Annotated in this window: 19 protein-coding genes; 7 read left to right on the top strand and 12 right to left on the bottom strand. The window is 55.7% G+C overall.

Features of this window, described 5'->3' with window-relative positions; genetic code table 11:
• Positions 1 to 262: 262 nt before the first annotated feature.
• From ACODSU_RS08410 to ACODSU_RS08400, 3 genes are all read left to right on the top strand, one after another.
• Entirely contained in the window at positions 263 to 1,120 is an 858-nt protein-coding gene (locus tag ACODSU_RS08410; RefSeq protein WP_488841590.1) for a hypothetical protein, read from the top strand.
• Positions 1,121 to 1,192: 72 nt separating this feature from the next.
• Entirely contained in the window at positions 1,193 to 1,501 is a 309-nt protein-coding gene (locus tag ACODSU_RS08405) for a hypothetical protein (RefSeq protein WP_488841588.1), read from the top strand.
• Between the two features lie 3 nt (positions 1,502 to 1,504).
• Positions 1,505 to 3,214, top strand: a complete 1,710-nt coding sequence (locus ACODSU_RS08400) for an ATP-dependent helicase (RefSeq protein WP_488841586.1) — start codon at positions 1,505 to 1,507, stop codon at positions 3,212 to 3,214.
• Between the two features lie 106 nt (positions 3,215 to 3,320).
• Here the strand turns inward: ACODSU_RS08400 and mobH are convergent, their stop codons facing one another.
• The 3 genes from mobH to ACODSU_RS08385 all read right to left on the bottom strand — a co-directional run bounded on the left by mobH (position 3,321) and on the right by ACODSU_RS08385 (position 6,697).
• Complete coding sequence (gene mobH / locus ACODSU_RS08395; protein WP_488841584.1) at positions 3,321 to 5,792, bottom strand: MobH family relaxase; 2,472 nt, start codon at positions 5,790 to 5,792, stop codon at positions 3,321 to 3,323.
• Between the two features lie 119 nt (positions 5,793 to 5,911).
• Positions 5,912 to 6,400 (bottom strand): FlhC family transcriptional regulator, encoded by a 489-nt coding sequence (locus tag ACODSU_RS08390; RefSeq protein ID WP_488841582.1) that lies wholly within the window; start codon positions 6,398 to 6,400, stop codon positions 5,912 to 5,914.
• Between the two features lie 15 nt (positions 6,401 to 6,415).
• Positions 6,416 to 6,697, bottom strand: coding sequence for a hypothetical protein (locus tag ACODSU_RS08385; protein ID WP_488841580.1), 282 nt, complete (start codon positions 6,695 to 6,697; stop codon positions 6,416 to 6,418).
• Between the two features lie 117 nt (positions 6,698 to 6,814).
• On the opposite strand from ACODSU_RS08385, the gene ACODSU_RS08380 reads away from it, so the two are divergent.
• Positions 6,815 to 7,396: a helix-turn-helix domain-containing protein gene (locus ACODSU_RS08380; protein ID WP_488841578.1), complete on the top strand. Its 582-nt coding sequence runs from the start codon at positions 6,815 to 6,817 to the stop codon at positions 7,394 to 7,396.
• On the opposite strand, the gene ACODSU_RS08375 is transcribed toward ACODSU_RS08380, so the two are convergent.
• The 3 genes from ACODSU_RS08375 to ACODSU_RS08365 are packed head-to-tail and all read right to left on the bottom strand — an operon-like array spanning position 7,356 to position 11,851.
• Positions 7,356 to 10,613, bottom strand: a complete 3,258-nt coding sequence (locus ACODSU_RS08375; RefSeq protein WP_488841576.1) for a DEAD/DEAH box helicase — start codon at positions 10,611 to 10,613, stop codon at positions 7,356 to 7,358. The genes ACODSU_RS08380 and ACODSU_RS08375 overlap by 41 nt on opposite strands.
• 18 nt (positions 10,614 to 10,631) lie before the next feature.
• The gene (locus tag ACODSU_RS08370; RefSeq protein ID WP_488841574.1) at positions 10,632 to 11,513 is read right to left on the bottom strand and encodes a hypothetical protein; all 882 of its coding nucleotides are present in this window, start codon (positions 11,511 to 11,513) and stop codon (positions 10,632 to 10,634) included.
• Positions 11,501 to 11,851 carry a hypothetical protein gene (locus tag ACODSU_RS08365; protein ID WP_488841572.1) on the bottom strand — a complete coding sequence of 117 codons (351 nt, stop codon included), beginning with the start codon at positions 11,849 to 11,851 and terminating at the stop codon, positions 11,501 to 11,503. The genes ACODSU_RS08370 and ACODSU_RS08365 overlap by 13 nt, the downstream gene beginning before the upstream one ends.
• 134 nt (positions 11,852 to 11,985) lie before the next feature.
• Between ACODSU_RS08365 and ACODSU_RS08360 the strand changes: the two genes are divergently transcribed.
• From ACODSU_RS08360 to ACODSU_RS08350, 3 genes are read left to right on the top strand one after another with little or no spacing between them, the layout of a single operon-like run.
• Entirely contained in the window at positions 11,986 to 13,374 is a 1,389-nt protein-coding gene (locus ACODSU_RS08360) for a GspE/PulE family protein (RefSeq protein WP_488841570.1), read from the top strand.
• A gap of 16 nt (positions 13,375 to 13,390) precedes the next feature.
• Positions 13,391 to 14,113 (top strand): thioredoxin domain-containing protein, encoded by a 723-nt coding sequence (locus tag ACODSU_RS08355; RefSeq protein WP_488841568.1) that lies wholly within the window; start codon positions 13,391 to 13,393, stop codon positions 14,111 to 14,113.
• On the top strand, positions 14,103 to 15,101 hold the full coding sequence (locus ACODSU_RS08350; RefSeq protein WP_488841566.1) for a hypothetical protein: 999 nt from the start codon (positions 14,103 to 14,105) through the stop codon (positions 15,099 to 15,101). The genes ACODSU_RS08355 and ACODSU_RS08350 overlap by 11 nt, the downstream gene beginning before the upstream one ends.
• 77 nt (positions 15,102 to 15,178) lie before the next feature.
• Here ACODSU_RS08350 and ACODSU_RS08345 read toward each other — a convergent pair whose 3' ends face one another.
• The 6 genes from ACODSU_RS08345 to ACODSU_RS08320 all read right to left on the bottom strand — a co-directional run bounded on the left by ACODSU_RS08345 (position 15,179) and on the right by ACODSU_RS08320 (position 23,735).
• On the bottom strand, positions 15,179 to 15,523 hold the full coding sequence (locus ACODSU_RS08345) for a hypothetical protein (RefSeq protein ID WP_488841564.1): 345 nt from the start codon (positions 15,521 to 15,523) through the stop codon (positions 15,179 to 15,181).
• Between the two features lie 131 nt (positions 15,524 to 15,654).
• Positions 15,655 to 16,386, bottom strand: coding sequence for a disulfide isomerase DsbC N-terminal domain-containing protein (locus ACODSU_RS08340; protein ID WP_488841562.1), 732 nt, complete (start codon positions 16,384 to 16,386; stop codon positions 15,655 to 15,657).
• Between the two features lie 68 nt (positions 16,387 to 16,454).
• Positions 16,455 to 16,847 carry a hypothetical protein gene (locus ACODSU_RS08335; protein WP_488841560.1) on the bottom strand — a complete coding sequence of 131 codons (393 nt, stop codon included), beginning with the start codon at positions 16,845 to 16,847 and terminating at the stop codon, positions 16,455 to 16,457.
• 257 nt (positions 16,848 to 17,104) lie between these two features.
• Positions 17,105 to 19,954 carry a fibronectin type III domain-containing protein gene (locus ACODSU_RS08330; RefSeq protein ID WP_488841558.1) on the bottom strand — a complete coding sequence of 950 codons (2,850 nt, stop codon included), beginning with the start codon at positions 19,952 to 19,954 and terminating at the stop codon, positions 17,105 to 17,107.
• Between the two features lie 31 nt (positions 19,955 to 19,985).
• Complete coding sequence (locus ACODSU_RS08325; protein WP_488841556.1) at positions 19,986 to 22,823, bottom strand: hypothetical protein; 2,838 nt, start codon at positions 22,821 to 22,823, stop codon at positions 19,986 to 19,988.
• A 3-nt stretch (positions 22,824 to 22,826) separates the two neighbouring features.
• Entirely contained in the window at positions 22,827 to 23,735 is a 909-nt protein-coding gene (locus tag ACODSU_RS08320) for a tetratricopeptide repeat protein (RefSeq protein WP_488841554.1), read from the bottom strand.
• Positions 23,736 to 23,876: the final 141 nt, after the last annotated feature.

The raw sequence follows: 23,876 nt of genomic DNA, 5'->3' as shown, positions 1-23,876 counted from the left end.
CTAGTCAAATGCTGATTAAGTTTATGGAGGCCAGCTACCTCACTAGAAGAGAGTGGCGTTACGCACACTGCTCTTGTGGGTGCAATCCTAACGCCCTTTTTCAGCGCATGTCAACAAAATTCGCTCCGACTTGATGAATCTTTTAAGCCGCCCAAGGAGTGAGTGAAACGCTGCAATTTGGGCTTCTTTTCAAGGGCATTTTTTTGGTACCTCCCCCATACCATGGTTTCACCGTTGTCCACCCTTTTTTTACGAGGAAATCATGGCTAAAGAAGCTCCTACCGAAGAAACGTCGAGCGCGGGCGCTGCCCCTGAAGCGACCCCAGGTGCGCCTGCGAAACCGCCGCGCACCAAGCAAGCTGGCGCCCCCAACGCCCAGCGTCGTCAGCGGTCACAGTCGTCATCGATGCCCTTCATCACGATGAAGTTTCAGTTGAAGTCGTTCAACGCGCAGAAGACGTTTGATCGTGGTTTCCAGGCCGCTGCCGAATCGCTGTTCACCTTGGGCGTGCTGGTTCGTGCACTGACGACTGAAGCCCAAGCCGTCGAAGTGGATTCTCTCGTCAGCACTGAAATGGACCAGGCCGCGAAGGACCTCACCAGTGAAATGGAACGCCTGCAGGCGCTGGCCGATGCGAACGGCATCGCAGCTGAAGGCATCACCTACTCTCGTCCAGTCGAATGCGAGGCCCAGGTGACATCGCCTCGCGCCAGCTTGCTGGTCAAACTGATCAAGGACTTTGACAAGCTCGTTGGTCTTGTTGACGCACTGTGGATTGCCCAGGTCATCCGTGACTCCGAGCGCAACAAAATCATCTACGACTCCCAGCGGAAAATTCTGCGCTTGGGTGGTGTCTTCCGAAACCTGGCAACACGCGCGATGGCTTCGACGCAGCGCAAGGGCGAAATGCATGTTCCAGACCCCCGCGTTGATACCCCCCTTGACCCAGACCATGCGGGAGCACACCAAAGCGACGCCAACCCGGACACGACGGCCGCGCAGGCGAAGCCCCGCAAGGCACGGGCCGACAAGAACGCTGGAGCCGACGCGATCGCCCCTGCCGATCAAGCGCCAGCAGTAACGGCACCTGCATCTGCCGATGAGGCTGTCGCTGCGTAACGGTATCTAACTCCCCCTACCGGCCCGGAATCGGTCAAGTGACTATTCCGGGCCGTTTTGTTTGAGGCCTCTATGGAATCGCCATTCATCATCGAGAGTTTCGTATGCCGGGTTGTGCGCTACCGCGAAAGCGCTCTCCAATCCTCAAGGGCGGAGTGTCACTATTTCCGCCGCTGTTCAGCAATTGTCATGGCTGACTTTGCGAAGCGTCTTGTGGCCAAGGCCCTGGTTGGACAAGCTAATGCCATCCAGTTGGCCGAGCAACTTGCAGCAATCACCGAGCGAGAGATTTCGTACATCGACCCGAACTGGCGCAAGGACGCTGAGACGATTCATAGGATCCTTTCAAGCGTGCACTTCGACCCGAATCTCAGCCCGTGAACTATGGCTCTTGAACTCAACCCATTCCAAGACCGCGCTGTAAAGGCACCAGGGCATGTCACCATTCTGGCCTGCCCGGGATCTGGGAAGACACGGGTCCTATCGACAAGAGCTGGCTATCTGATCGACAACAACGAACTCGGGCGCCTCTGCGCCGTCACGTTCACCAAGGATGCGGCTGGGGAGTTGCTCGATCGGATCATCGACACCTGCGGCAAAGAGAACACCAGACGCATTGCTGCAGGAACTTTCCACTCCCTGGCGAAGGATCAGATCCGCCGCAACACAACTGGCAGGCTTCCGAAGCTGCTCAATGAAGGTGAACGCAACCAGGTCCTCAAAAGATGCTGGAGAGAAAACGATACGGGACTGAAGTTTGAGGAGGTCCAGAAAGCTATCGATCAAGCCAAGGCTCACATCGCTCCTATCGCCTTCCAAGACCTCGCGATGCAGCGTATCTATGACAGCTATGAAGCGGTACTGCAGTCTGAAAACGCCATGGAGTTTGCAGACCTCATCTTGCGGTGCGTGGAAGGCATGAAGGCCGGCACTTTCGCACCTCTGCCCATCAGATGGATGCTGGTGGACGAAGCTCAGGACATGGATGAAGTGCAGATGCAATGGATCCTGCTGCACGGACGCGCGGGGGTGGAGATCACCCTTGTCGGTGATGACGACCAGAGCCTGTATTCGTTCCGACACGCACTGGGATACGAAGGCTTACAGGAGGCAAGCCTAGCGCTCGGGTCCATGGAGCTGACCCTGCCTGTGAACTACCGTTGCGCCCCCAACATTCTGGCCAGTGCCGCCAAGCTAATTGCGAAGAACTCGAATCGAGCAGCCAAGAACATACAGGCGTTCAAGGAGGTGCCCGGAGAGGAAGTGGTTCATCGACTGCCCACGCGTGACGACGAAATGGACTTGCTTGTGAAGACGATGAACGCCGAGATACAGGGGCAATGGGCAGTGCTGGGCCGCACGAACTCCCTGCTTGATCTCGTCGAAATATCCCTCTCCACATCCGGCATTCCGTACGAGCGTTCAGGTGGGAAAAGCGTCTGGGACCAGGCCATTGGAGGTGTCTTTGCGGGACTGCTTCGAAGCATCACCGATGAGTCCTGGACGGGTGTGGCCAATGCACTGTCCTTTTGCGGCATGGACGCCTCGTGGATCAATGAACACTCGCGGGCCAGCTCGGGGCGTTGCTTAGACCGCCTGGACGTTGCCTTGTCTGAAGCGCGAGATGACACTCTGCGCAGAGCCCTCACCGGCCTCCGTGAAGGGTTTCTTTCGTGGTCTGAACAAGCACGCAAGGGTCGAACATCGTTGGTGGTCCATGGCGTTTCGGGATACCTCACCCGATACTGCAAGCCTTCACAGGCCAGCCTGCTCAAGAGCCTCTCCGATTCCATTTGCCGTCTCAACGGATCGCTGGCTCAGAGGCTGTCATACCTCACTCGTGACAGCAAGACCAAGGAAGCATCGACGGGAGCAGTTCAGATCATGACGCTGCACGCATCCAAAGGCTTGGAGTTTGAAAGCATCTGGATCATGGGCTGCGAGGAAGGCAATCTCCCCCACGCAGATTCGACCGAGGAAGAGGAGCGCAGGCTCATGTATGTGGGAATGACTCGCGCCAAACGCAAGCTTGTGATGTCCGGGGCCCTGCAGGAGGGTCTGGAAACTCGGTTTTGGGAAGAAGCAGGACTCTGAAGCAAGCCGCTTTGCCATGGCGGACGATTTATCAATGGGAGTGGCCTGGGCCATGACCCTAGGCCCCTCGCCCGCCAAGGGCGTACAGGGTATGGGCGATGTGGGCTCAGCCCTTGGGTTTGTACAAGATCAGCCCCTTGGCCATCTCCAAGCGGTCTGCGTTTTCTTTGCACAGGTTGAACAAGGCAGAGCGCTCAACATCAACACCCCCCTCTTTGAGACGGGCTCGCCCATCCTGAAGCAGGAACTCTTTCCACCCGGGCTTGAGGGTCGATTCGACTCCGGCGCCCTCCAGCGCCGCCAGCACCTCGTCAATGGTCACACCCTCTTTCTTGGCCGGTTTTTTGCGGACAGGCGGTGTTCCTTCTTCAAGACGCTTTGACAGCTGCTGCGCCAACTGCTTTTCAGGTTCCGACTGTTCCGTTGCGGGTGCTGAAGGGGGCGGCGCATCTTCGCCTGGCGGGGCGACTGGTACCCGGGAAGGCATGGACCGATTGGGCTTCTCTTTTTTGGCCCTGTCCAGTCGAGCCCCGCCCTTCGCGCCCCCGTTGAGATCACCTTTTCTCTCAGCTTCCGCAGTCACCGGCACATCACCCTCGCGCTTTTGAACGGCATCAGCGCTCTTGGCGTTTGACGCGGCCGGAGGTGAAGTGTCCTTGGGCCGCGCAGCTACGGATGGTGAAGTTACGGGTTCTTGTGCAGGCGACCCCACCCCATTTTCTTGAGCATTGCTTCCCCGTTGCGGAGGCCGAGTGCTCTCGTCTTCGAGCGCGCGAGATGCAACCTTGGCCTGATTAGGTTTGGCCTCATACAAGAATGCATAGCTCGCCTCGTAGGCAAGGCGCAACACCTTGATGGTTTCCCCCTTCGCGACTTCCAGATCCTGGAGCTTTCGCAGCGGGTTGTCCTCATCAATCCAGAGCCATTCGTTGACCGACATTTCCTCAAGGAGAACCTTGCCGGTCAAACCATACCCAGCGAATGCGCTAGGCCAGGTGATGAGGACATGCTCTTCAGCGTCTACACGCACGTCCACATCCCACTTTCGAGTACCCGACTTCAGGTCGTCAATGAGCGCCTTCAAGCCCTCACCGGCCGCGCCATCGAACTTGACCGTGGGAGGATCTGTCCGCTTGGGTTTCTCTTTGGGCTGTGCCTCCTGGGTTGGGGCCAGTGCTGGGGGCGGACTTGACGCCTCTTCTCTTGTCTCTTGGCCGAAAACCCCAGGGTCGGTGATTTCTCCTGTATCGGGGTCATGCGCATACGAAGGCCCACCAGTGGTGGCAGCAGAGGTGCCCTCCTCCATTTGAGCTGAAGGCTGCGGCTTGGACCGCTCGGGTTTCGACTTTGCCGGCGCCTCAGCGGCGGACTGTTGGGAAGGCTGCTCGTCGATCTGCGCCGGTTTCGGTGTCGTCACCGACGCACCAGTGCTCGTTGCGCTCGTGGCGCCGGACTCAGCCTCGGAACCAGCCAGACCAACCACAATACCTGGGACACGAGCAATGGGGATAGTGGACACCAGCGAGTCATTGCGCAGGCGAATACAGGTCAGTTCCTTGCCTGGGATCTTGGCAGTGATGGCATCCGGGGCAATGCGCCAGAGCCTATCCTGGGTGTCATGTCCTTCTGGCAAGAACGCGAGCTGTCGTTCCACGAGCATGTCCAGGATCGAGTCGCACGTGCGTGGAATGCCTGGTATGCCTTCATCTCTAATGCTCTGGGCCAACTCCTGACCAGCTGCAGGCCACACAAGGTAGATGTGCCCGCCGATGTTCCAGACACGTGCACCTGGTTCGTTGACTCCCCAAATACCTTGCCGCACCAATGTCCGCATCTTGTCGGTGATGGAGCGCTCCACGGGCACGCCAACCTCGTAGCCAGCCATAGCTGTGCCCATGGTCTCCAAGTCGCGTTTGACGCTTTGCTGATCGGCCCGCTTGATCAGCTCAAACAACGGATTGGTTGCCGTTGGATTCTCGTTGAGGCTTTCCATGAGCCACACGACAAGCTCTGTCCCGCCCTCGGCGATCCACGCAAGGGTTTCGTTCGTGATGATGCGCTCGGACAGGAGGTTCGACAGGGCCTGGTGCTGCTTGTTTCGACCAGGGCGCCATTCCAGAAAGTAGGAATCGATGCCGGAGGACTGCGACCAATCCCAAAGATTTTCCTTGATGGGTCGCCAGATCAGCTCTCGGTCGTGGCTTGTCACAACCACGTCAGTTGCTGGCTTGCCCGCATCGTGGCAGAGCCCCCCGAGGAAGGCCGCAAGTTGTAACCTGGGCTCCAGCTCTCTTCGATGTGAGGGAGGCCTGCCTAGATCAAGCAGCATTTTGTCGCTGCCTTGCAACGCCATCAATCCACACTCCATGGAATGGCGAAGCAAGCCACCAGCGCCGCGATGGTGGTGGGATTGGGAGGCAGGAAGCAAATGGGCGAATGCAGCGAATCTACGGATTGCACCGAGGTAGTGCTTCTCGTAGAGTTCCTTTTTGACAATGACACTGCTTTGGATTTGATCGAGCAGCTCAAACTGTGCATCCACCAATTTTTGAGGCGGGAGCACAGGTAGCCCTTTCATGAAGGGCGGGTATCTGGGTATGTCTTCGTCGAGGACTTTAGCGCGCAATGCGGCAGGGGTGCTCGCTGCTGGGGAAGAGCGCGGGTTGGACGTGAAAAGCCCTTTGAACCATGTCCGCATTACTTGTCATCTTTGGCAGGTGAGTGACCGCAAAAGGGACAGCGACTCGTCAGTGTGCTGCCAGGGTCGTAAATGAAGTGGGCGTCGCAGCACGTACACCTAGGGAAAGAAACAAAGTCGGCTCTTACATCACGCAGAGCGTAGTAGCCCGCATTAATGTCCATGGGCCCGCACAATCGTTGATATGTGCTCCAGGTCGCCAGTAGACCGTCGGCCGTAATCGGGGCATTCGGACTGTGCTGCCGAAGATGCAGTGATGTGAAAGTGCTGATCCCCGCTGCCATGGCCTGGTTGACCATGTAGGACAGAACGGATTCGGGAAGCTTTCCGTTCGATGGACCTTCGTTGTGAATCTCTTTCCACATGGTCCTCAATGGACGTATGGTCAGACCTGTCAACGACTGAACGATCGATAGGCGCATCTTGCCCCGTATCAGTTCGGCAGCAGTCAACTGCTTCTGAATGTTCCCAAGGGTGGTCTCAGCCATGCTTCACCGCCGCTGTCAGCGAGAGGCGCTGCCAGACAAAAGGGACAGCGCGTACTGTGGGTTGAACGACTGGCGAGGTGTCTCGACCATGCGCTTGAGGTGTTCAACCTTGAACCGGAGAACAAATCCGGTTGTAGGCATTGATGTGGCCAACTGCTCGATCTGCTCGATGGACAGATCTTTGAAGAAGTTCAATTCTTCGCTGGTCATACCTGTAACAAGTGTTCCAGAATTGTCACTGGCGGCGCTGCGAGCGTGCAGCAAGAATGCGCGGTTGATTGAAATGACGTCTTTCATGTCGTGTTTCCCTAGCTGACTGAAACGATTGTAATCTATAGATACAGAAACAGTGCGAATGCGCACTCATTTTTTAGGTAAACAATGCAAATTGGCACTCCCAAAGCCCTTGAGGCCATGGAAACGCCCTCCACTACACCGTCATCAGTTGGGGAAAGGCTGAAGAGTTGGCGTCGCTCACGGCATGAAACTCAGGACAGCCTGGCCAAGGTTCTCGGGGTGGACGTGGGCGTGTTGCGCAAGTACGAGAACGGGGTGAATGCCCCGGGCTCGCAGTTCCTCGGACGAGCATGCGCTCAGGGGCTGAACATCAATTGGTTACTCTCAGGCTATGGCCCCATGCAAAAGCCTGATGTGCTGAACTCCATGGCCCCGGAAGTGGGCGCAAAGATTCTGGCTCTCGGGGAGGTGCTTGCGAACCTGGAAAGAATCGACAGCGAGAAATTTGACATCCTGCTGCGCGGATTTACCCTCAGGACTGTGGAGGCACACCGTACAGCCGAGCTGGAACAGGAGTCGAAAGGGAAGGGAGGTGAGTCGAGCGCACGCATAGCAAAACAAGCCTCAGGTCAGATTGACCTTTCAGCAGGTCCATCTGTGGGGCCCAAGACTCAACCGGGTGAAAGCAGCCCCCTTACTGAAAGGGAGCTGTCAGACATCATTGTTCCTGGGTCGCTTCGTCAGCTCGATAAGAAATAGGTCGCAGGTATTCGTGCATCACGCCGAAGTGCTTGTGCTTGGCCCATTCCTGCCGGTTGCCTACCACGTAGAGGCGCTTCTTCATACGGGAGACCGCCACGTTCAGCAGATTGGGTTTCGCTGCAGCCCAGGCCTTCGCCCCCGGTAGCCGTGGATCTCCACCCAGCACGAGCACAACAATATCTGCCTCTTTGCCCTGGGCGGTATGAACAGTCCCTACTCGCCCGTTCGCGATCCCGTAGGCCGAAGCCATGGCCTTGAGTCTCGAAGAGCAGTCCCTGAAGGGGGTGATCATTGCGATCTGATCAGGGGTGGCGCCTTGGTTACCTATGAGGTCTGAAAGCAAGGCTCTAACAGCGTCGCCCTCTTCTCTTATCCAGTGGCCCTCGCTCACCCTGCCCCGAACATCGATCCAACCACTGGCACTGAGCGATCCGCCCGTAACGGGTTGAACCTTGCCATGAACCATGAGCCCCCCATAGGCAAGATGGTTTGAAATCGAAAATGCTGGCTCATCGCAACGGCGGTGAAGCCGCAAAGGGCATCCGACCCACTCACGATCACCTCGGTCACCTGGCAACCAAGTACCCCATACAGAGGCCTGATCGGCAAGTCCCTGCACCGACGCAAAACTGGGCATCCACTGCTGCCCGATATTGAATTGCGCTGCCAACGCGGCCTCAACTTGGGAGGGAACAGTGAAAACGGCTTCGAGTTGGCGAGGATCACCCACAACAACAGTCCGCTTGGAGCGCCAGATGGCCCCCACTGCATGGGGTAGCAGCGCCTGCCCACCCTCATCGATGAGGGTGTAACCAATGCTCTCCTGATTCAGCTGCGAGAACATGCGTGAAACTGAAGCGAAGGTGGTTGAAATCACCGGCACCACGAGACACAACGAGTCCAGCGCCGTTCGCGCCAGTTCGGGAGGCATTTGCTTTCCGCTCAGCCAGTCACTCGCAAGCCCGAGGTTGGCGAGCATTTCCGTTGGATGGTGCTCGACAAAAGCGCGGTGGACATCCAGCGCCGCCAGAAACAGGTCTTCACGAGCTTGCAACCATTGTCGATCCGCCCAGGGTTCAATCCGTTCACGATCTTCATCTGGTACATCCAGGCGTGGCCAACGAGCGCCCAGCCATTCCATATCGGCTCTCAGCTGGGACTCCTCCGCACCCAAAGCTGCGATCGTTGCCTGCAGCTCCCCATCAAGTTTCGAGGCTTGTGTCTCGATATCATGGATCGCAGCCTTGATCTGCTGGGAAGTGCGCACGCAAGATTCACGTTCCCTGTCCATAGCAGGCCAATCGGCCGCCACCGAAGCCGCTTCTGCGTTCAATGCATTGAGTTGTTCACGCCACTCTTTCTGGGCTTTGCCAAGGGTCAGCAGCATCTCCAGAAATCCGGGGCGATCCTTCCGATGACCCGAGATTCGTCCATCGACATGCGCACGCTGTGCAAGCGAGGCGACCCGCAGACGCTCTACTGCAGACAGCTTTGCTTCAACTGCCTTTAGCAGGGCTTGGCGCTCATCGAACACAGCATCCATCGCCGCAAGTCGGCTTTCGTCACTCGTGGCCCGTGCCTTCAAAGCCGCGATGTGCTCAGGACGCTGAGCCATTTTCTCCAGGAGTGTGCGAAATGCCTTTTCGTTCTCTTGCGCGCGCTTGAACTTCTTCACTGCAGCATCCCAACCCACTACAGGAGAAGTCAACTTGCTCTGAAGTCCCGCAAGGGCTTCGCGTAGACCTGGCGTGACCAGTTCTCCACCCTTGTCTCTTTGCCCGGTTTTGCTCCACCAAAACGAAGAGAGGAACTCACTGCGGTTTGCCCGTTTTCCGAGAGGCGCAGCCACGAGGCCCCATGCATTCTTTCCCGTCACGCTGGTGGCGACCGACCGAAAGTAGTCAGACTGGGCAAGGACGCGTTGAGGAACAGCAGCCTCGCCAGGTAGCTCAAGCGTCACGTTCTCGACAGCCCCATTGTTGGAGCTGCAGATAACGATGGAGTGGCCTTCGAGGCTCTCGTGCAATGGGTAGTAAGGCACCCAAATGTCACCCAGCCGATGGGCGGCTTTGGGACCAAAAAACCCAGTGCGTCCCCGCACGAGAATGGATGCCCGTTGCGTGATGACTGCTGCAGCCACGTCACGCAGCAATGTCGTTTTCCCAGTTCCGGGAGGTCCATTCACCGCAAAGATGCCGCTGCCATTTTGGAGCTTAGCCCATGCCTCATTGACGGCCAGCTGCTGACTCAGCACAAGCGCGTGATCCGATGGCCAGCGCCCAGCTGGCATCTTCGAGGGGCGCAGTGCAGCTTCAATCAAGGGGGAACTGGCGGGTGCGCGCACGTCAATACGAACAGGGGCGCTCTTCCCCTGCCCTGCTGCAAGAAATTCCTTCAGTCCCTTGCCAGCGTGTCCAGCGGCAAAGGCTTTTCTCACCCGCTGCAGATCTTCCACAAAGAAGCTGCTCAGAATGTCAAAGTCATTTTGTGCACGGGCGGCATTTTGTGTGGCTTCATCACGCCCCAGCTTGACCTGAGTCGCGCGAACCCGGCAGAGTTCTTCAATCGGGATTGCAGAGTCCTGGCCAAACAAGCGGCGGGAAACATCCTGGACAAGTGCATCGATCCAAACTGCATCTGCGCACTCCCCCGCATCACGCATCCGTCGAGCCTCAAACACCACCCACTGGGCTAGGTGTCGTGACAGGGCGTCGAAGGCAGCAAATCCGCTCATCACTTCAGGAATAGAGTGCTCCGGCATAGGGAGACCATCAAGGGTCGCCACTCCACCTGTCTGAAGAAGATGGGCTCCCCCGCCATCTCTCAAGATCTGCCCCGCCGACCAAGCTGACAACGAAAGTGCGAAGGTATGTCCCAAAGGCAGACCCGAGCTATCAAAGGCCAGGTCGAACAACCTCGCACGCCCGCCACCCTGTTCATACCAGTCCGCCTGGCTGTTCCCGAAATGACGCAGGAGCATTCCCGTTACAGCGTCGATTGCGTAAACCCCGCACTGAGCTGCGTACTTCCAGGCGAACCCCTTTTCAATGGCTTTGCTTGTGTGGTTGGCAGACTTCCAAGGCACCACTGAGCTATCGGTATAGCCCAACCCATACACAGGGCGGCACGGATCCATCGCGTCAAGGCGCGCAACCTCTTGAGCGGTTATCGCTTCAAGCGCGTGCCAAAAGGCAAGAATGTTTTCCGGCTTCATCTCCACTCCTTTCAATCACTACTTGCGTGCGGCGCGCTTGGCCATTGCGTTGGAGTGAGACATGAGGTGAGCACCCTTCATCACAGGCAGGCGCTCAAAAAATGGGTTGTACAGGTCCTCAACCATAACCGTCGCAAGCACAGGGCCGCGCTCATCAACTCGCACCACGAGGATGACGTTGCCGGCGTCTGGAAAGCGCAGATATCGGGTGCCCTCGCCATACTTCGCTGTGACACGCGCGAGGGCCTTGCTGCTAACCCGTGCTTCTTCCAAGTTGGGGTTTACCAATACACGGGTGAGCCAGTTCCAAGCATGTGACCAGCGGGCGTTTGGCACCTGCGAAAGATCGTGCTCGTCCAGTTTGTGCAGCTTCTGGTCGATTCGAGCGAGATACCTGTATATGGCGTGGCGGCTGATGCGCAATGGCTGGCCAATCAAGTGGCATACAACGCGAACTGTCGGTATCTCTACACCCACGGAAATACTCGCAGCTTCAAACTGCTTGTACTGGGTAGGTTCAGTCCACTTTGCTACCGAGACCTCTGCCTCGAAGAACTTGGTGGCCAGAAAATCAACGGCGTGGATCACTGGCGATGGGTTCGCTCTACCGGCCCCTGTCGCCTTCAAAGCCTTCTTCTGCACAGCAAGGGCAATCGTCTTTTCACTCACGCGAATTGCGATACCGTTGCCCAGGCGGGTCCCGTGAATTTCACGTTCGTGCAGCAAGTGAAAGATAGCCTGCACTTCCGCCAGTGCAGCCCGATCCTGAATCCACTTCGGGTCAACAGAAACGTGCAGCACGCCGACTTGTGGAACGCGCTGATTGCTTCGCGCCCACTGCCATTGCACCTGATACAAGCCGTCTTCACCAAGGGTTGTGTTGAGAGTCAGCGCATCCACTTGAGAACTCCCTGCACCCAACGAATGGCTTTCCAGCTGCTTTTCTGATTCGGTGCAGAAGCAGGCTCCGATTGAGCAGGCCCACCCTCGACATAGGCACGATTTGCTTCAGCGAGGTCCAGGCGAAGGTTGTGCCGCAGCTCCGCCAGCTGAGCGGTTGCCACAGCATCGCTGCGTCCTTTTGCAGTGGCCATGAGAGCGTTTACCAACTCACGGCTGCGCTCGATACGCACCACCCGCGCGATGTGCTTCATCTCATTCGCGGGAAAGATCAACTTCAGGATGCCTGCTGGGTTTTCCTCTACCAACTGGCCTCGGTCGTCTGCGCCGAGATTCATGGTCACTCCTTGGATACCCCCGCATCGAGCCTGCGGGGCTGGCCGCCCTGATGAATTATTTGGGCATGGATTCATTGTCTCCGATTAATCATCCATTAGCAATTTGATTCTATGAATTTCAATGAATGTATTGAATGAGAGACATAGGCACCACCTCAAATGCGACGCTTTTTGCTCTTTTTCAAAGGTCCTTTTTCAGGCATATCTGCGAAGATCACTTGATCAATGAAAGCGGCATCATGAACGGATTTGTAGCGAATGGACAGGCGCAGCAACAGCGCCGTGCTCACCATGAAATCGAGCGTGAGCCAACGGAGTTCATCTCTTCGAGTGCAACGGATGGAAGCGCGGTCAAGTTCCTGAATGATCTCTTCCGCGACAGTGCTCGGATGCGCGCCAGTGACATCCATTTTGAAGACCTGGAAGGCAGGATGATCGTTCGGCGGCGGATTGCGGGCACTTTGCAGACCCACTCCGAGTGGCCGGAACAAATGTCGCGTGAAGTGAACCGGTTAATCCGGGCCAAAGGTAAGCGGTCGGTCATCGATAGCCAGGAGCCGGTGGACACATCGCTGCGCATCGATGTGGATGAACGCATGGTGGACGTGCGGGTGAGCATCGTTCCTTCCGACCACGGGCGATCCATCGTTTGCCGCTTGCTGGACCAGTCCAAGAACCTGATGACGTTGGACCAGATCAGCATGCCTGAGGGGGTCCGCAATGGCATCCGGCACATCATCAATCAGCCCGAGGGGCTCTTCCTGGTGACAGGCCCTACCGGCTCCGGAAAGACCACGACGCTTTACGGCATCCTCCAGGAACTCAACAAGCCGACCGTCAAGATCGTGACGATCGAGGATCCTATCGAGTATCGCGTGGAAGGCCTCGTCCAATGCGCAACCACGCCGAAGATGTCTTTTGCCGACGCACTCAAGGCATTTCTTCGCCAGGATCCGGAAATCATCCTAGTGGGCGAAGTCCGGGATCCCGAGACGGCCCGAACAGCAGCTCAAGCCGCGCTCACTGGCCACATCGTTCTCTCGACGCTCCACACGAACAGCGCCGCAGTATCCATGTCTCGGATGCTTGACCTCAACGTCGTGCCTAACGTTCTCAGTGCGGCGATGGGAGGCTTCCTCGCCCAGCGACTGGTCCAAAAGGTCTGTCCACATTGCCGCATTCCCCATGAAGTGGGTGAGTTTGAGCGCAAACAGATGCGCAACTCCGAACTGGACGAAGCAACGATTCAGAGCTGCGAGGTCGTCTACAGCCTGAATCGCCACGGTTGTGACTACGAACGTTGCGTTGAGGGAATGGTCGGGTTGACACCGGTTTTTGAACTGATTCTCCCAACCCCTGAGGCCAGACTTGCTTGCGAAGAGCGCGACCTAAAAGCACTGATCCGCGCTGCAAAGCTGCAGCCTCAATACCGAACGCTTGGTCAAGCGGCCATGGAACTGGCCGCAGCTGGCATCACCACCCTTCAACAAGCCATCTCACTGACTGCAGGTGCACACGCGTAGGAACCTCATTTTCATCATGCACAACTCGAATACTCGGCGTCAGTCCATCGCCACCATCGCAGCCGTGTTGGCCAGCCCGATGCTGACCAGCCCTAGCTGGGCTCAAAACTCGGCCGGTGCTAGCAAGCAAGACCCCGGCATCTCGACCAAGCCCTATGACTTGATCACACCCACGGTTGCAGGGGACACGAACCGGATTCGCTTCCTTTTTTCGTACGACTGCCCCTATTGCCGCAGTTACCACAACGGTCTCACGCAATGGGGGAGCACTCTTCCCAAACCCTACACGTTCGATGCAACGCCCCTTGTTACCAGCGTGGACAACGACAACCAAGTTTTCGCCGTATACGGCCGGTTGGTCGCCCAGGCACTGGCACCCGCCAAGGTTCCGCTATATGACTTCTCGATGTACACGATGCTTCAAGGCGACTCGGATACAGGGAAGCCAGCCAAAACGTCCGTCACCATGGAGGACGTTCTCAAGACCCTTGTGTCGATTGGGATCGACTTCAAAGCTATCCAGACGTTCTTGCAAAGCAAAGGAGCAGCACTTCAGAAGCGAGTCCCTGATCACGGCAAGCTCATCAACACCTACAAGGTGACCGTTACCCCCTCCGTGGCGCTTCTCGGTCGGTATGTCGTCAACCCCGACCACGCCAATAGCAACCCTTCTCAATTCCTGCTGCTGCTCAACGGCATGGTCAGCCGCCTCATGCATGGAGGTCCAAATGCAATTTAAGCCAAACTACTCTCGCTCCCTCATCACCCTCACCCTCGCAACCTTCATGGCATGTGGCGCTGGAGCAGCTTCCGCTGCCGGCATCAATGACTTCATTCAGCCGAACAAGGTAGGGGCATCGTCGAACATCAAAGCGACCGAAATTTCTCCTGATGACAAGGACATCCCCGCCTGGTTGCGAAGCTCCGATCGTTTGAACGCGATGATGGGCGCCAGTGCAGATGCTCGCCTAGAAAACGCCAAGGTCATCCGCAAGGTCGAAACGGCCATCCCCGGCCTTGACGGCTTTGTTGTCCAGGCAGACAGCTTTTCGACGGAAAACCCCGAAGGTCGTCAGGAGCTTTTTGTCTTCTACACGGACAAGACTCGCCGCTACCTGGTGGTCGGGATGATGATCGACATGGAGAAGGACCGCGACCTCAACCAGATGGTGGAACGCTATGTGCGCGGCGAGATGGCCGACAACCCAGCTCGCGCTTTGCGGCCCCAGGACATGCACGGAATGATGCTCAAGGGCGGCAAGTCAAAGACCGCGCCGATTTCCTTTGTGGTGGACCTCGGACCGGAAGCTGGCAAGAGCAGTTTCCTCAGCTTGGTAGGGTTGCACCAGAGCCTCGTGAAGAGTGGTGCCAACCCCCGCCCGATCCGCTTTATTCCGGTATCGGCCGGGAAAGATGAGCTGTCCACGGGCGCAATGGCTATGGCTATGGGATACGAAAGACTCTCTGGCGATGGCGTTGAAAAATTGGTTGAGTTCTCTCAACGCGGGCGGGCAACATCTTGGATGGAGCCCTCTCGCATCAAGAAAGACGAAAAGCTGAAACGTGCGATTGGCACGGGCATTTTCCAGATAGATGAAAACTCCACGCAAGCGTTGCTGGCTCGACTGTCTACACTCCCGCTGCTCTACGTGGGGGAAGGTGACAAGATGAAGTTCACCCCCCTCCCCGGCACGCAGAACGAGTGGAAGGCCCTACTTCTCAAGTAACGAGCCACTCTTAAGTACAGACGTAAAAAAGCGGCGATGCCCTCACCAGGCATCGCCGCTTTTTTTAGGACTTCACATTACGCGTGCCCAACCTGAAAGATGAACTTGCTGGCAGGCCATTGAGGGGGAATCTCAAAGGCGTGCAACTCTTCCAACACCGGATTGGGTCTGCCGCCACGTGCTAGGTGGGCAGCGTACCAACCTTGCACGAACCTCGCCAAATCCATCTCCGCCCCTTCACGAAGAAACATCTCAGGGTCAAGCCCGGAAGCTTCGCAAATAGTGCGCACTGGCGTCGCATCCATACGGACTTCGCCATCGTCTCCAATTTCCAGACATAAGTCTGAAAAGTGCACGTGCTCAGGCAAGACAATGCGCAGGTCAATGAATACCCCATCCGTGGGCTTCGTTGTTCCAATCACGATTGTTTCTCCTTGTAACGGATTTTCAATCTTTTGCTATGCAAAATCAAACATAGGCCGTTACAAGATTCAAGTAATTTGGACTTAAGCCTTCGCTAAGCTGGTCTCGCTATAAGCACAGTGGGAGTAGTTCACGAACCTTGCAGCGTCCGCAGTAGCTCTTGCGGGGGTTGGTAGCCAGAGAACGCCAAACCCTTGTCCGTAACGATGTGCGGAGTACCTTTGAGGCCGACTTGCGGTGCGATTCGGGCAATCCGCTCAAGGCCATCCGCCTTACGGCATTCTGCCCCCTTCACATCCCTGGTTGAGGCAGCAAAGAACTTTGTCAGCTCCGCCTTGGGGTCGTTTGAGCATAGAACTTCCGTCAACTGCCTGCCTGTCAGGGTTCCATTGCCGTTTCGTGCATACAGCGCGTACTTGACAGTAATTCCCAGTTCGTTGAGTTTCGGAATTTCACCATGGAGAGCGCGGCAGTAGCCACACGATGGGTCGGTGAAGACCGTGATCGAGTGCTTTTCCTTGCCTACAGCTGGATACACCATCAGTGAAGCTGAATCGATCTGCTGCATCAGTTTCGCCCTCGATACGGACAAGCTCTGCTCTGTGAGGTTCTTTCGCGTAGCGACGTTGTACAGGGTGCCCTGAATCATGTGGACACCATCGGCCGTAACGTAGGCAACATCAGGTCCGGAGACCATTTCATAAAGGCCGGGGACGGAGGATGCCTTCAATGAATCAATGGTGAGGCCAGGCATGTTTTTGAGCAAGTTTGCCTTCAAATCTGCGATTGAGGGATCTGCGAAGGCGGATGTGGACACACCAGCCAGAATGGCCATTGCGAGGACGGTGGATTTAATACTCATATGATGTTTTGCAAATCAAAGTTGAATGAATCATTGCTGAATCGATGAATCATCAATGCATGGATCTATCAATTGCTGGATTGTTCCAGATACGGCTTGAATAAATCGTAGGTCCGATCTGCCATTCGAAGTTGCCGATGAATTTCCTTGGTCGTGAAGTAGACCGTGGCATTGGTACCATGCTGAGGAATGGCAATCTCAATGCAAAAGCGACCGATGTCAAAGTAGTAGTAGTAGTCGGTGGCCTCACTGTCACCATCTTGGATACGTACAGGGCTTGCGTAGGATGCGTACCTGGCCGTCATCCGTTTCAGAAGCGGCTGGACATTCACATCGTTCCAGCCTTTGTCCACCACAAAGATGGCGAGTTGTGCCCGCTGGTTCTTGTCAAAGACGGTGGTGAATATGCGCACACCATCCTCATTGGCTACCCCATTACCGGCCAAGGTGCTGATGGTCATGTACGTGCCGCCTGTGATATCGGAGGCTCCATCACGGTACCAAGGGCGAGGATTGGAGTTGAGCAACGCCTGTACAGGCCCTCTCATCTCACTGAGGGTCGTTTGCCCTATCAAGAGCCAAGGAAACACAGGGATAGAGGCTACAAGTTGTTTGCCAACCCTCGACTGAGCCTGGGCCGCGAAAGGGACAGACACCAAAGTGGCCGCACTGGTTAGGAAATATCGGCGGCTGCAAGAAGCAGCTGGGTCACGAAGGATCACTTCATCTCCTCGGCAAAACCAATGCCAGTGCCACCATCCATCTTGATACCGAAACGCCCAACCGAGTTGGCTTCCAGTCCTGGAAGAGCAAATCTACCGTCATAGAGGATGGTGAGACTCTTGATCGCAATTGACGCGCGGTTCAGCAAGAACGGGATTTCATATGTCCTCTGCGAAAACATACTCACCCCTGTGGAATTTAGGTTCAGATTCAGAACATGGGCGCCATCGGCAAGGCCATCGGGGAGGGGGAAACTAAAACTACGATAGTCTCCAGCACCGGTTATCGCCAGGTCGTAGACCTCGGGCGAAAGATCAAGCAACCCCTTTGCTTGCGCTGATTCGAGGCATTGCCAACGTTCCAGCAATCCGTTGATGCGAGTCATATCAGCATTGAGCGACGCGCCAATCAAACGTGGGGCCCGACACATTGGGACAAAACCCGTATCAGCAGCTTCACCAGCACTTGATGCTGAGCCAATTAACGTCTTAACGCGGTAGGTAAACACCTGTCCACGAGATGGCGGCACATCTATGAACTCAGCACCGGTCATGCCACCTGCTGGTGAAATTTCTGTCTGATCACGGAACACCCGATAGCGGATCGAACTGTCAACGGCTGGAGGAGTCCAGGTCACTTTCACATCATCTTCGCGTGTGCCGTCTGTTGCCGATAACGCAGCAGGCGCCTGTACCGGAAGAGTGAAAGGTGCACTGTAAAACTCCAAGGGCTGAAGTAGAACGACCCCTACCGGCGGTGTTGCGCGTGCAACTGCGACCAGTTGAGTTTTGAATAGCTGCGAGTAGTCAAGGTCATTCGCCGACCATTCCCCATTTCCAGTTGTCTCAGCCAGGGGCTTAACCAACTGCTTGTCGGGGTGCGTCAATAATCCCCCCTGAAAAGCACCATGCAAGCTCGTCTCGAAAGCACCATCCTTTGATACGCGGGCATTCACTGCAGGTGGCAGGCCGAGCGTTCCTTGAGCTGCAACCTGCATGGCTGAGGGAGCGACCAATACTTCAATCGGCTGGCTGGCCACCTTCAGCTGAGACGCGGCCTCCTGATCGGCATATGTCACACGGACATTGCCTGACACTGCCGTCCAAGCTGGGACATCGCTCCCAATCTTTGAGCTTAGAAGACGCAATGGGATCTCCACGCCAGAACTTCCTGCAGGAACAGACACACCTATTTCGTCCGCAGTACCCGAAAGCTCCACCTTCACCTTCAGGTCTGATACGTTTCCGAGAGCGACATTGATCGTTGCGAAAGCACCATTTGCTCTGTCGGCTACAAAACCCGATCTCAGTGAACCTGGATCGTAGGAACCCATGGTGGGGGTCAACTTGAAAGTCGGAACAGGCAGTTGCTGGAATGCCAATGAACCAGTAGCACAGGGGGCTGCTGCAAAAAGCGAATTACCTACACGTGCTTCAAAATTGATCTTGGTTTCATTGGGACTAAGGTGCGCAGAGACAGGGATCGTCACCGACCAGTTAGATCCAAAAGACATTGCATAGTCTTTGGCATCGTCCTGCCCATTCGCTTCTCCCCAAGCTTTGATAGTCGCGGTATCAACCGATGATGGGCCCTGGAGGGTAACCGTCACAGTGCCATTCACGTTGTATGTGGTCGCGATATTCGTAGCGATCCCTGTACAGGTTGGAGGACCTACCACCTCCACATTCACAGGAGTTGAAGCAACACCGTAGGCAGACCCACTCTTCCAGAAAATGCGTTGAATGGGGTACGTTCCTGGCACTGTGGGAGCTACAGCTGAGATCGTTGTTGTTGTTGACGCACCTGTTGCTATAGAACCAGTAAATGCAGAGAAACCGGCACCCCAAACACTTGTGTTAGCTGGACCATCAGGCCCAGTTCCGTATGCACCACCTGTCCAAGTCTCCGAACCATTGTTCTTCCAGGTTTGGGTAAAGGTGAAGGCTTGACCAGTACCAATTTTTTGAGGGATGCCCGTCTGAGAGACAAAGGTCGGTGCCAGCTTTGGCCGAATGGACCCCGTTTCAACTGCGCTCCAGGGAGATGATCCAAGGGAGTTCTCTGCGCGCACTTGGAATTCGAAAATGCTTTCGTCGCTGAGACCCGTCCAGTTGTAGGACGCTGTGGAAGGAGTGGCAAGGTCAGTCCAGGTAGAAGAACCCACCTTCCGAGACTGGAGTCGGTAACTTGACGCGCCCTGCGAGGCTCCCCAAGTGATGTTGATGCTGTTGGCATTTGCTGCGTCAGTAGCGAATAGTCCAATAGGCGCTACGAGGCTCACTGAGCAACTCGCGGAACTAACGGTCCAGGTGCCTGCGGAGCATGACGCAACCGCCGAGCCAGTTGCGCCAGCCGAGGAGTTGGTTAGATTGGCGATGCCACCATTTGCAGTCGTTACTGGCGTTGCTGAACAGAAGTTTCCAGCACCCCAGCGGACGGGAGTAGCTGAACATTCCACAGGAGCAGAATCTCGCACCTCAGCACTTGCACCGCCACCAATAAATACAGAGTAAACGCCATTTCCCGAATAAAGGTCGCCATAGCCGATGTAGTCGGGAGGATTTGAATCCGTTACAACATACACCGACACAATGGAAATGCCGTCATTACGAACATAGAACTCACCCGCATCACCAGGTCCGGAGAAGGTTCGTGATGAGCCAGCATTCAACAGGACCTCAGAGCCCTGCTGAACCATTCCTGTACTCTGACTCGCCCGCGAATAAAAGCGCACAGAGACTCGACTCTGGCTTTTGTTGTAGAAGGTGGAGGTCACCGCGTGCACGCTGAAGGCGTACATCGCCAACATTGCCAATATAAATACTTTCAATATCTTCGGGGTCATGTTTTCTCCGTTCCCAGCGTCTGGCCCTGTTTCACTTAATCTCTTCAGCGAATCCAACACCAGACCCGCCATCCATCTTGATTCCAAAGCGGCCAATGGAACTGGCTTCAAGGCCTGGCTGGGCCGTGGCGCCGTTGTAGAGAATCGTCAAAGACTTGACCGCAATCGAAGCTCGATTAAGGACGAACGGAACGTCGTACGTTCTGTTGGCATTCAGGACAACACCCTCCGACTGAAGCGCGAGGCGAAGAACATGGGATCCATCTTGAAGAGTGGGGGCGAGGGGGAAGCTGAAACTGCGATATTCGCCCTCTCCATTAATCGCAACTGCCTGCATCGAATCTGCATTAACAGCTCCCTGGGCTGATGAGCTTGAAAGGCAGTCCCACCGTTCCAACAATCCATTGATACGGGTCATATCTGCGTTGACGGATGCCCCTACCAGGCGCTGTGCACGACAGGCTGGTACGAAGCCTGTGTCTGCCGCATCGCCGACGCTTCGCGCTCCAGCGAGAACTGCTACGACTCGATAGGTGTACTCAACTCCACGCTCAGGAGGCGTATCGTCAAAGCTCTGAGCCTTTTTGCCTGATTCAATGAGCGAATCTCCGCGATATACGTCGTAGGTAAATCCTGCACCATCTGCAGCTGGTACCTGCCAAGAGATTCGAACGATGTCTTCCATGGTTCCATCCGATGCAGCCAACGAACGCACTGGCAGAACAGGAACCTTCGCAACAGTTGTCACTTCGAGTGGGTACAGCAATTCAATGCCCGCAGGAGGCAGAGCACGTGCTGTCGCCTGTAATGTTGCGTTATAGAGTGAGTCATACGCCAGGGCATGGCGCCTGATACCGTCGCTCATGGCATCGAATGAATCGATGCTCACACCGCCTTGTTCAGCCACTCGGGACGCCCATTGGCCTTGTTTAACTGGGTCATAGCTCTGGCCACCGAGGCCAAGGGAGGTGATTGCGACCAAGGGATGACCGCTCTCGTAACTCAGCTTGAGTTGATTGCCGGCAGGGCTAAGAATCAAGCTGAGAGGAAATTCAAGGACCTTTCCTTGAGTTTCAGATCCAGCTTCCGTGTAACGGATTCGAAGCACATAATCAGTGCGCTCCCACGCTGCACCATCCCAGCGAACACTACTGAGGTTCACGCTTGGAGCACCTGCGGCAATCGATGCAGACTGCACGACGCCCCCTTGGGGTTTAAGAACCTCAAGAGAAAGAGGCAAATTGTTGGTACGAGCAACTGCGACTTCCAGGAATGGCTCAGATGGAGTCTGGCCAACCACGTAAGCAGAATCGATCGATTTACCCACCAACTCTTTGAGAGAGGTCAGGCTTGGCAAGGCCAATTCGCGAAACTCAAACTGTGTTTCGCACGTAGCACTGCCAACAGGGTTTTCTACTTGTACCCTTACTTGATACTGCCCAAAACCTGAGTGGTTCGACAAAGGAACATCAAACTTGAACTTCCCGGCCGAGTTCACTGGCGTGTAGGCTCTTTGATCATCTGTACCGTTGGAGACACTCCAAACAGTACCTGTCATTGAGGAGACTTGATCACTCGCAGCAAACGTTACGGAAACGACTGCATTGACGCTGTAAACGACTGGAGAATCGACTACAAGTGATGAACAGCTAGCGTCTCCCCAAACCTTGATCTGGATTGCGACCGATGGCGCTCCATAGGCAGTACCAGATTTGTAAAACTGCCTGCTCAGTGTGTATGTACCTGGCGTCGAAGGGGCCTGAAACGACGTATTGCTCGTTGAACTCTGTCCTTGAGCGACAACTGAAGAGAATTGGCCTTTAGCCGTACCCCAGTCTGCAGAGCCCGTTGCAGTCCCGATGTAGAAGCTGCCGTCAGTTGCCCAGCTTGTATAGCCGTCATTCCTCCATATCTGCGTTCCTGCGAATGCAGATCCAGCCTTGACGTTCAAGGGAATGTCTTGAGACACGAACACAGGCATGATCTGTGGACGGACGTAACCAGTCACAACACCAGACCAATCTCCGGGTCCAGCAGGATTTGCGCCCCTGACCATGAATTCGAAAACTGCTTCGTCAGTAGTCGATAGTTGGTATCCCGAGGTGACATTAGAGGCAGTCGTCCATGTTGTGGCACCTTGCTTTCGATACGAAATTTCGTAGGTGCTCGCGCCGGACACAGCATTCCAAGTTACTTTGATACCACCAGCAATGGTTCCCTGCGTTGCTATGACGGTCGAGGGAACCATCAAGCTGGATGTGCATGTCGCGTTGGTCACCGACCATGTTGCTGATGCCGAGCACACAGCTGTTCCTGATCCCGTGGCACCTACCGCAGCATTGGTTACGGATATGGATGCAGAGGGATTCGCCTCTGACACAGAAGCCGAGCAGAAGTTAGAAGGTCCCCAAGAGACTGTTCCAGCGGCGCAATTAGGCGCCGAGGCAACACTAATGACCACATACATGCTGGTCGCATTCAAACCGCCTGGAGTTGCCGAATAGGCACCTGTTTTGTATGGAGCTGAGCAGGGCTTCGTGGATGCGTCAGCCATTGAAACTGTCGAGTAGCGCAGGCAGTAGTAGTTACTCCAAGGTGCACCGCCGCCGATGGCGTAGGCGGAAATGTTCACCTCAACCACTATGCCGTTGTCCGTCTGCCCAGTGCCGTTACCTGTGGCGCCGCCAGCTACGGCAAATGAGGCGCTCCCAGAACCTCCTCCAAACACTGGTCCATCGTTGGTAATGGAAATCGAGGCTGACTTAGGAGTCTCATTCTTGACATAGGCATAGCGCGTTGCAGCGTTCGCTGGCAGGCTTATGACAGCCGTCGTGACCAAAAGGAAGAAGAATGCAAGTAGTCTCTTCATCGTTCAGCCCTCCTTCGGAAGTGACGTAGAACCAGGCTTTTTCAGGAATTCCTGCATGAAACGAACAGCCTGTTTGTCTCCTTTCCGTGCGGCCTTTCTGAAGTAGTGATCTGCCTCAGCCAAGTCAACAGCACCGCCCTTCCCCACGGCAAGCATCCAGCCATAGGCAGTCATCGATTCAACGTGACCTGCCTTCGCAGCCTCGTGATACCAATGGAGCGATGCCGTATCGTCCTGGACGCCATGAAGGCCACGATTGAAGTAATACGCAACTGCGGCCATGGCTTCCGCTTGCCCATCTTTTGCAGCCATGTAGTACCACTTGAAAGCGGACTGATAATCTTTTTCAAGGCCGAGCTGACCTTTGTCGTAGACCTCAGCCAAATAGAACTTGGCAGGGCTGTAGCCAGCATCTATTGCCATTGACAGCAGCGAGCGGGCCTCCTCATTCCGGCGATCCAGTGAGGCCTGTTTGACCAGCAGCATCACCGCACCCATGTGGCCGCAATCCTTTGCACGCCGAGCCCAGTAGTCGCCATCTTTCTTCAGACCACGCTCGTAAAAATCAGAGGCAGTCCGAAACATCGATTCGGCGTCATTCGACTGGGCGCCGAAAGAGAACATGTGCCGGACCATGGATGGATCTGCAGCTACACCCCGAGCCTTCTCGAACATCTCTGCCGTGTAGCGGTATGCCTCACCACTACCTTGCTCCCGTGCTAAGTTCAGGTACACGTAGGCACGACGTGATTCATTTTTTCTGAGCAGCTCATCCGCGATCGCAACGTTCTGATCGCCAGTTGCGGGCGCACAATGCTGTGCAGCTGCATTCAAAGACAAGCCTCCCAGAAGGAAAGCGGTTGACACGGCTATCAGGCGATAGATTGCCTGTCTCATTGATCTGTCGGACATACCTGCGCACCTCATGTGGATGCTTTGATGGTATGGAACTTGCCAAAAAAAACGGTCCCGAAAAACAACCGAATCGGCCCTATTTGCAGACCCCTTACTGCCAACAGAGATCAATTTTTAGGCTTATCGCTCATTATGTTG

The organism is Acidovorax sp. FG48 (genome assembly GCF_057809085.1).
This window is presented reverse-complemented; position numbering and strand designations above follow the sequence as displayed.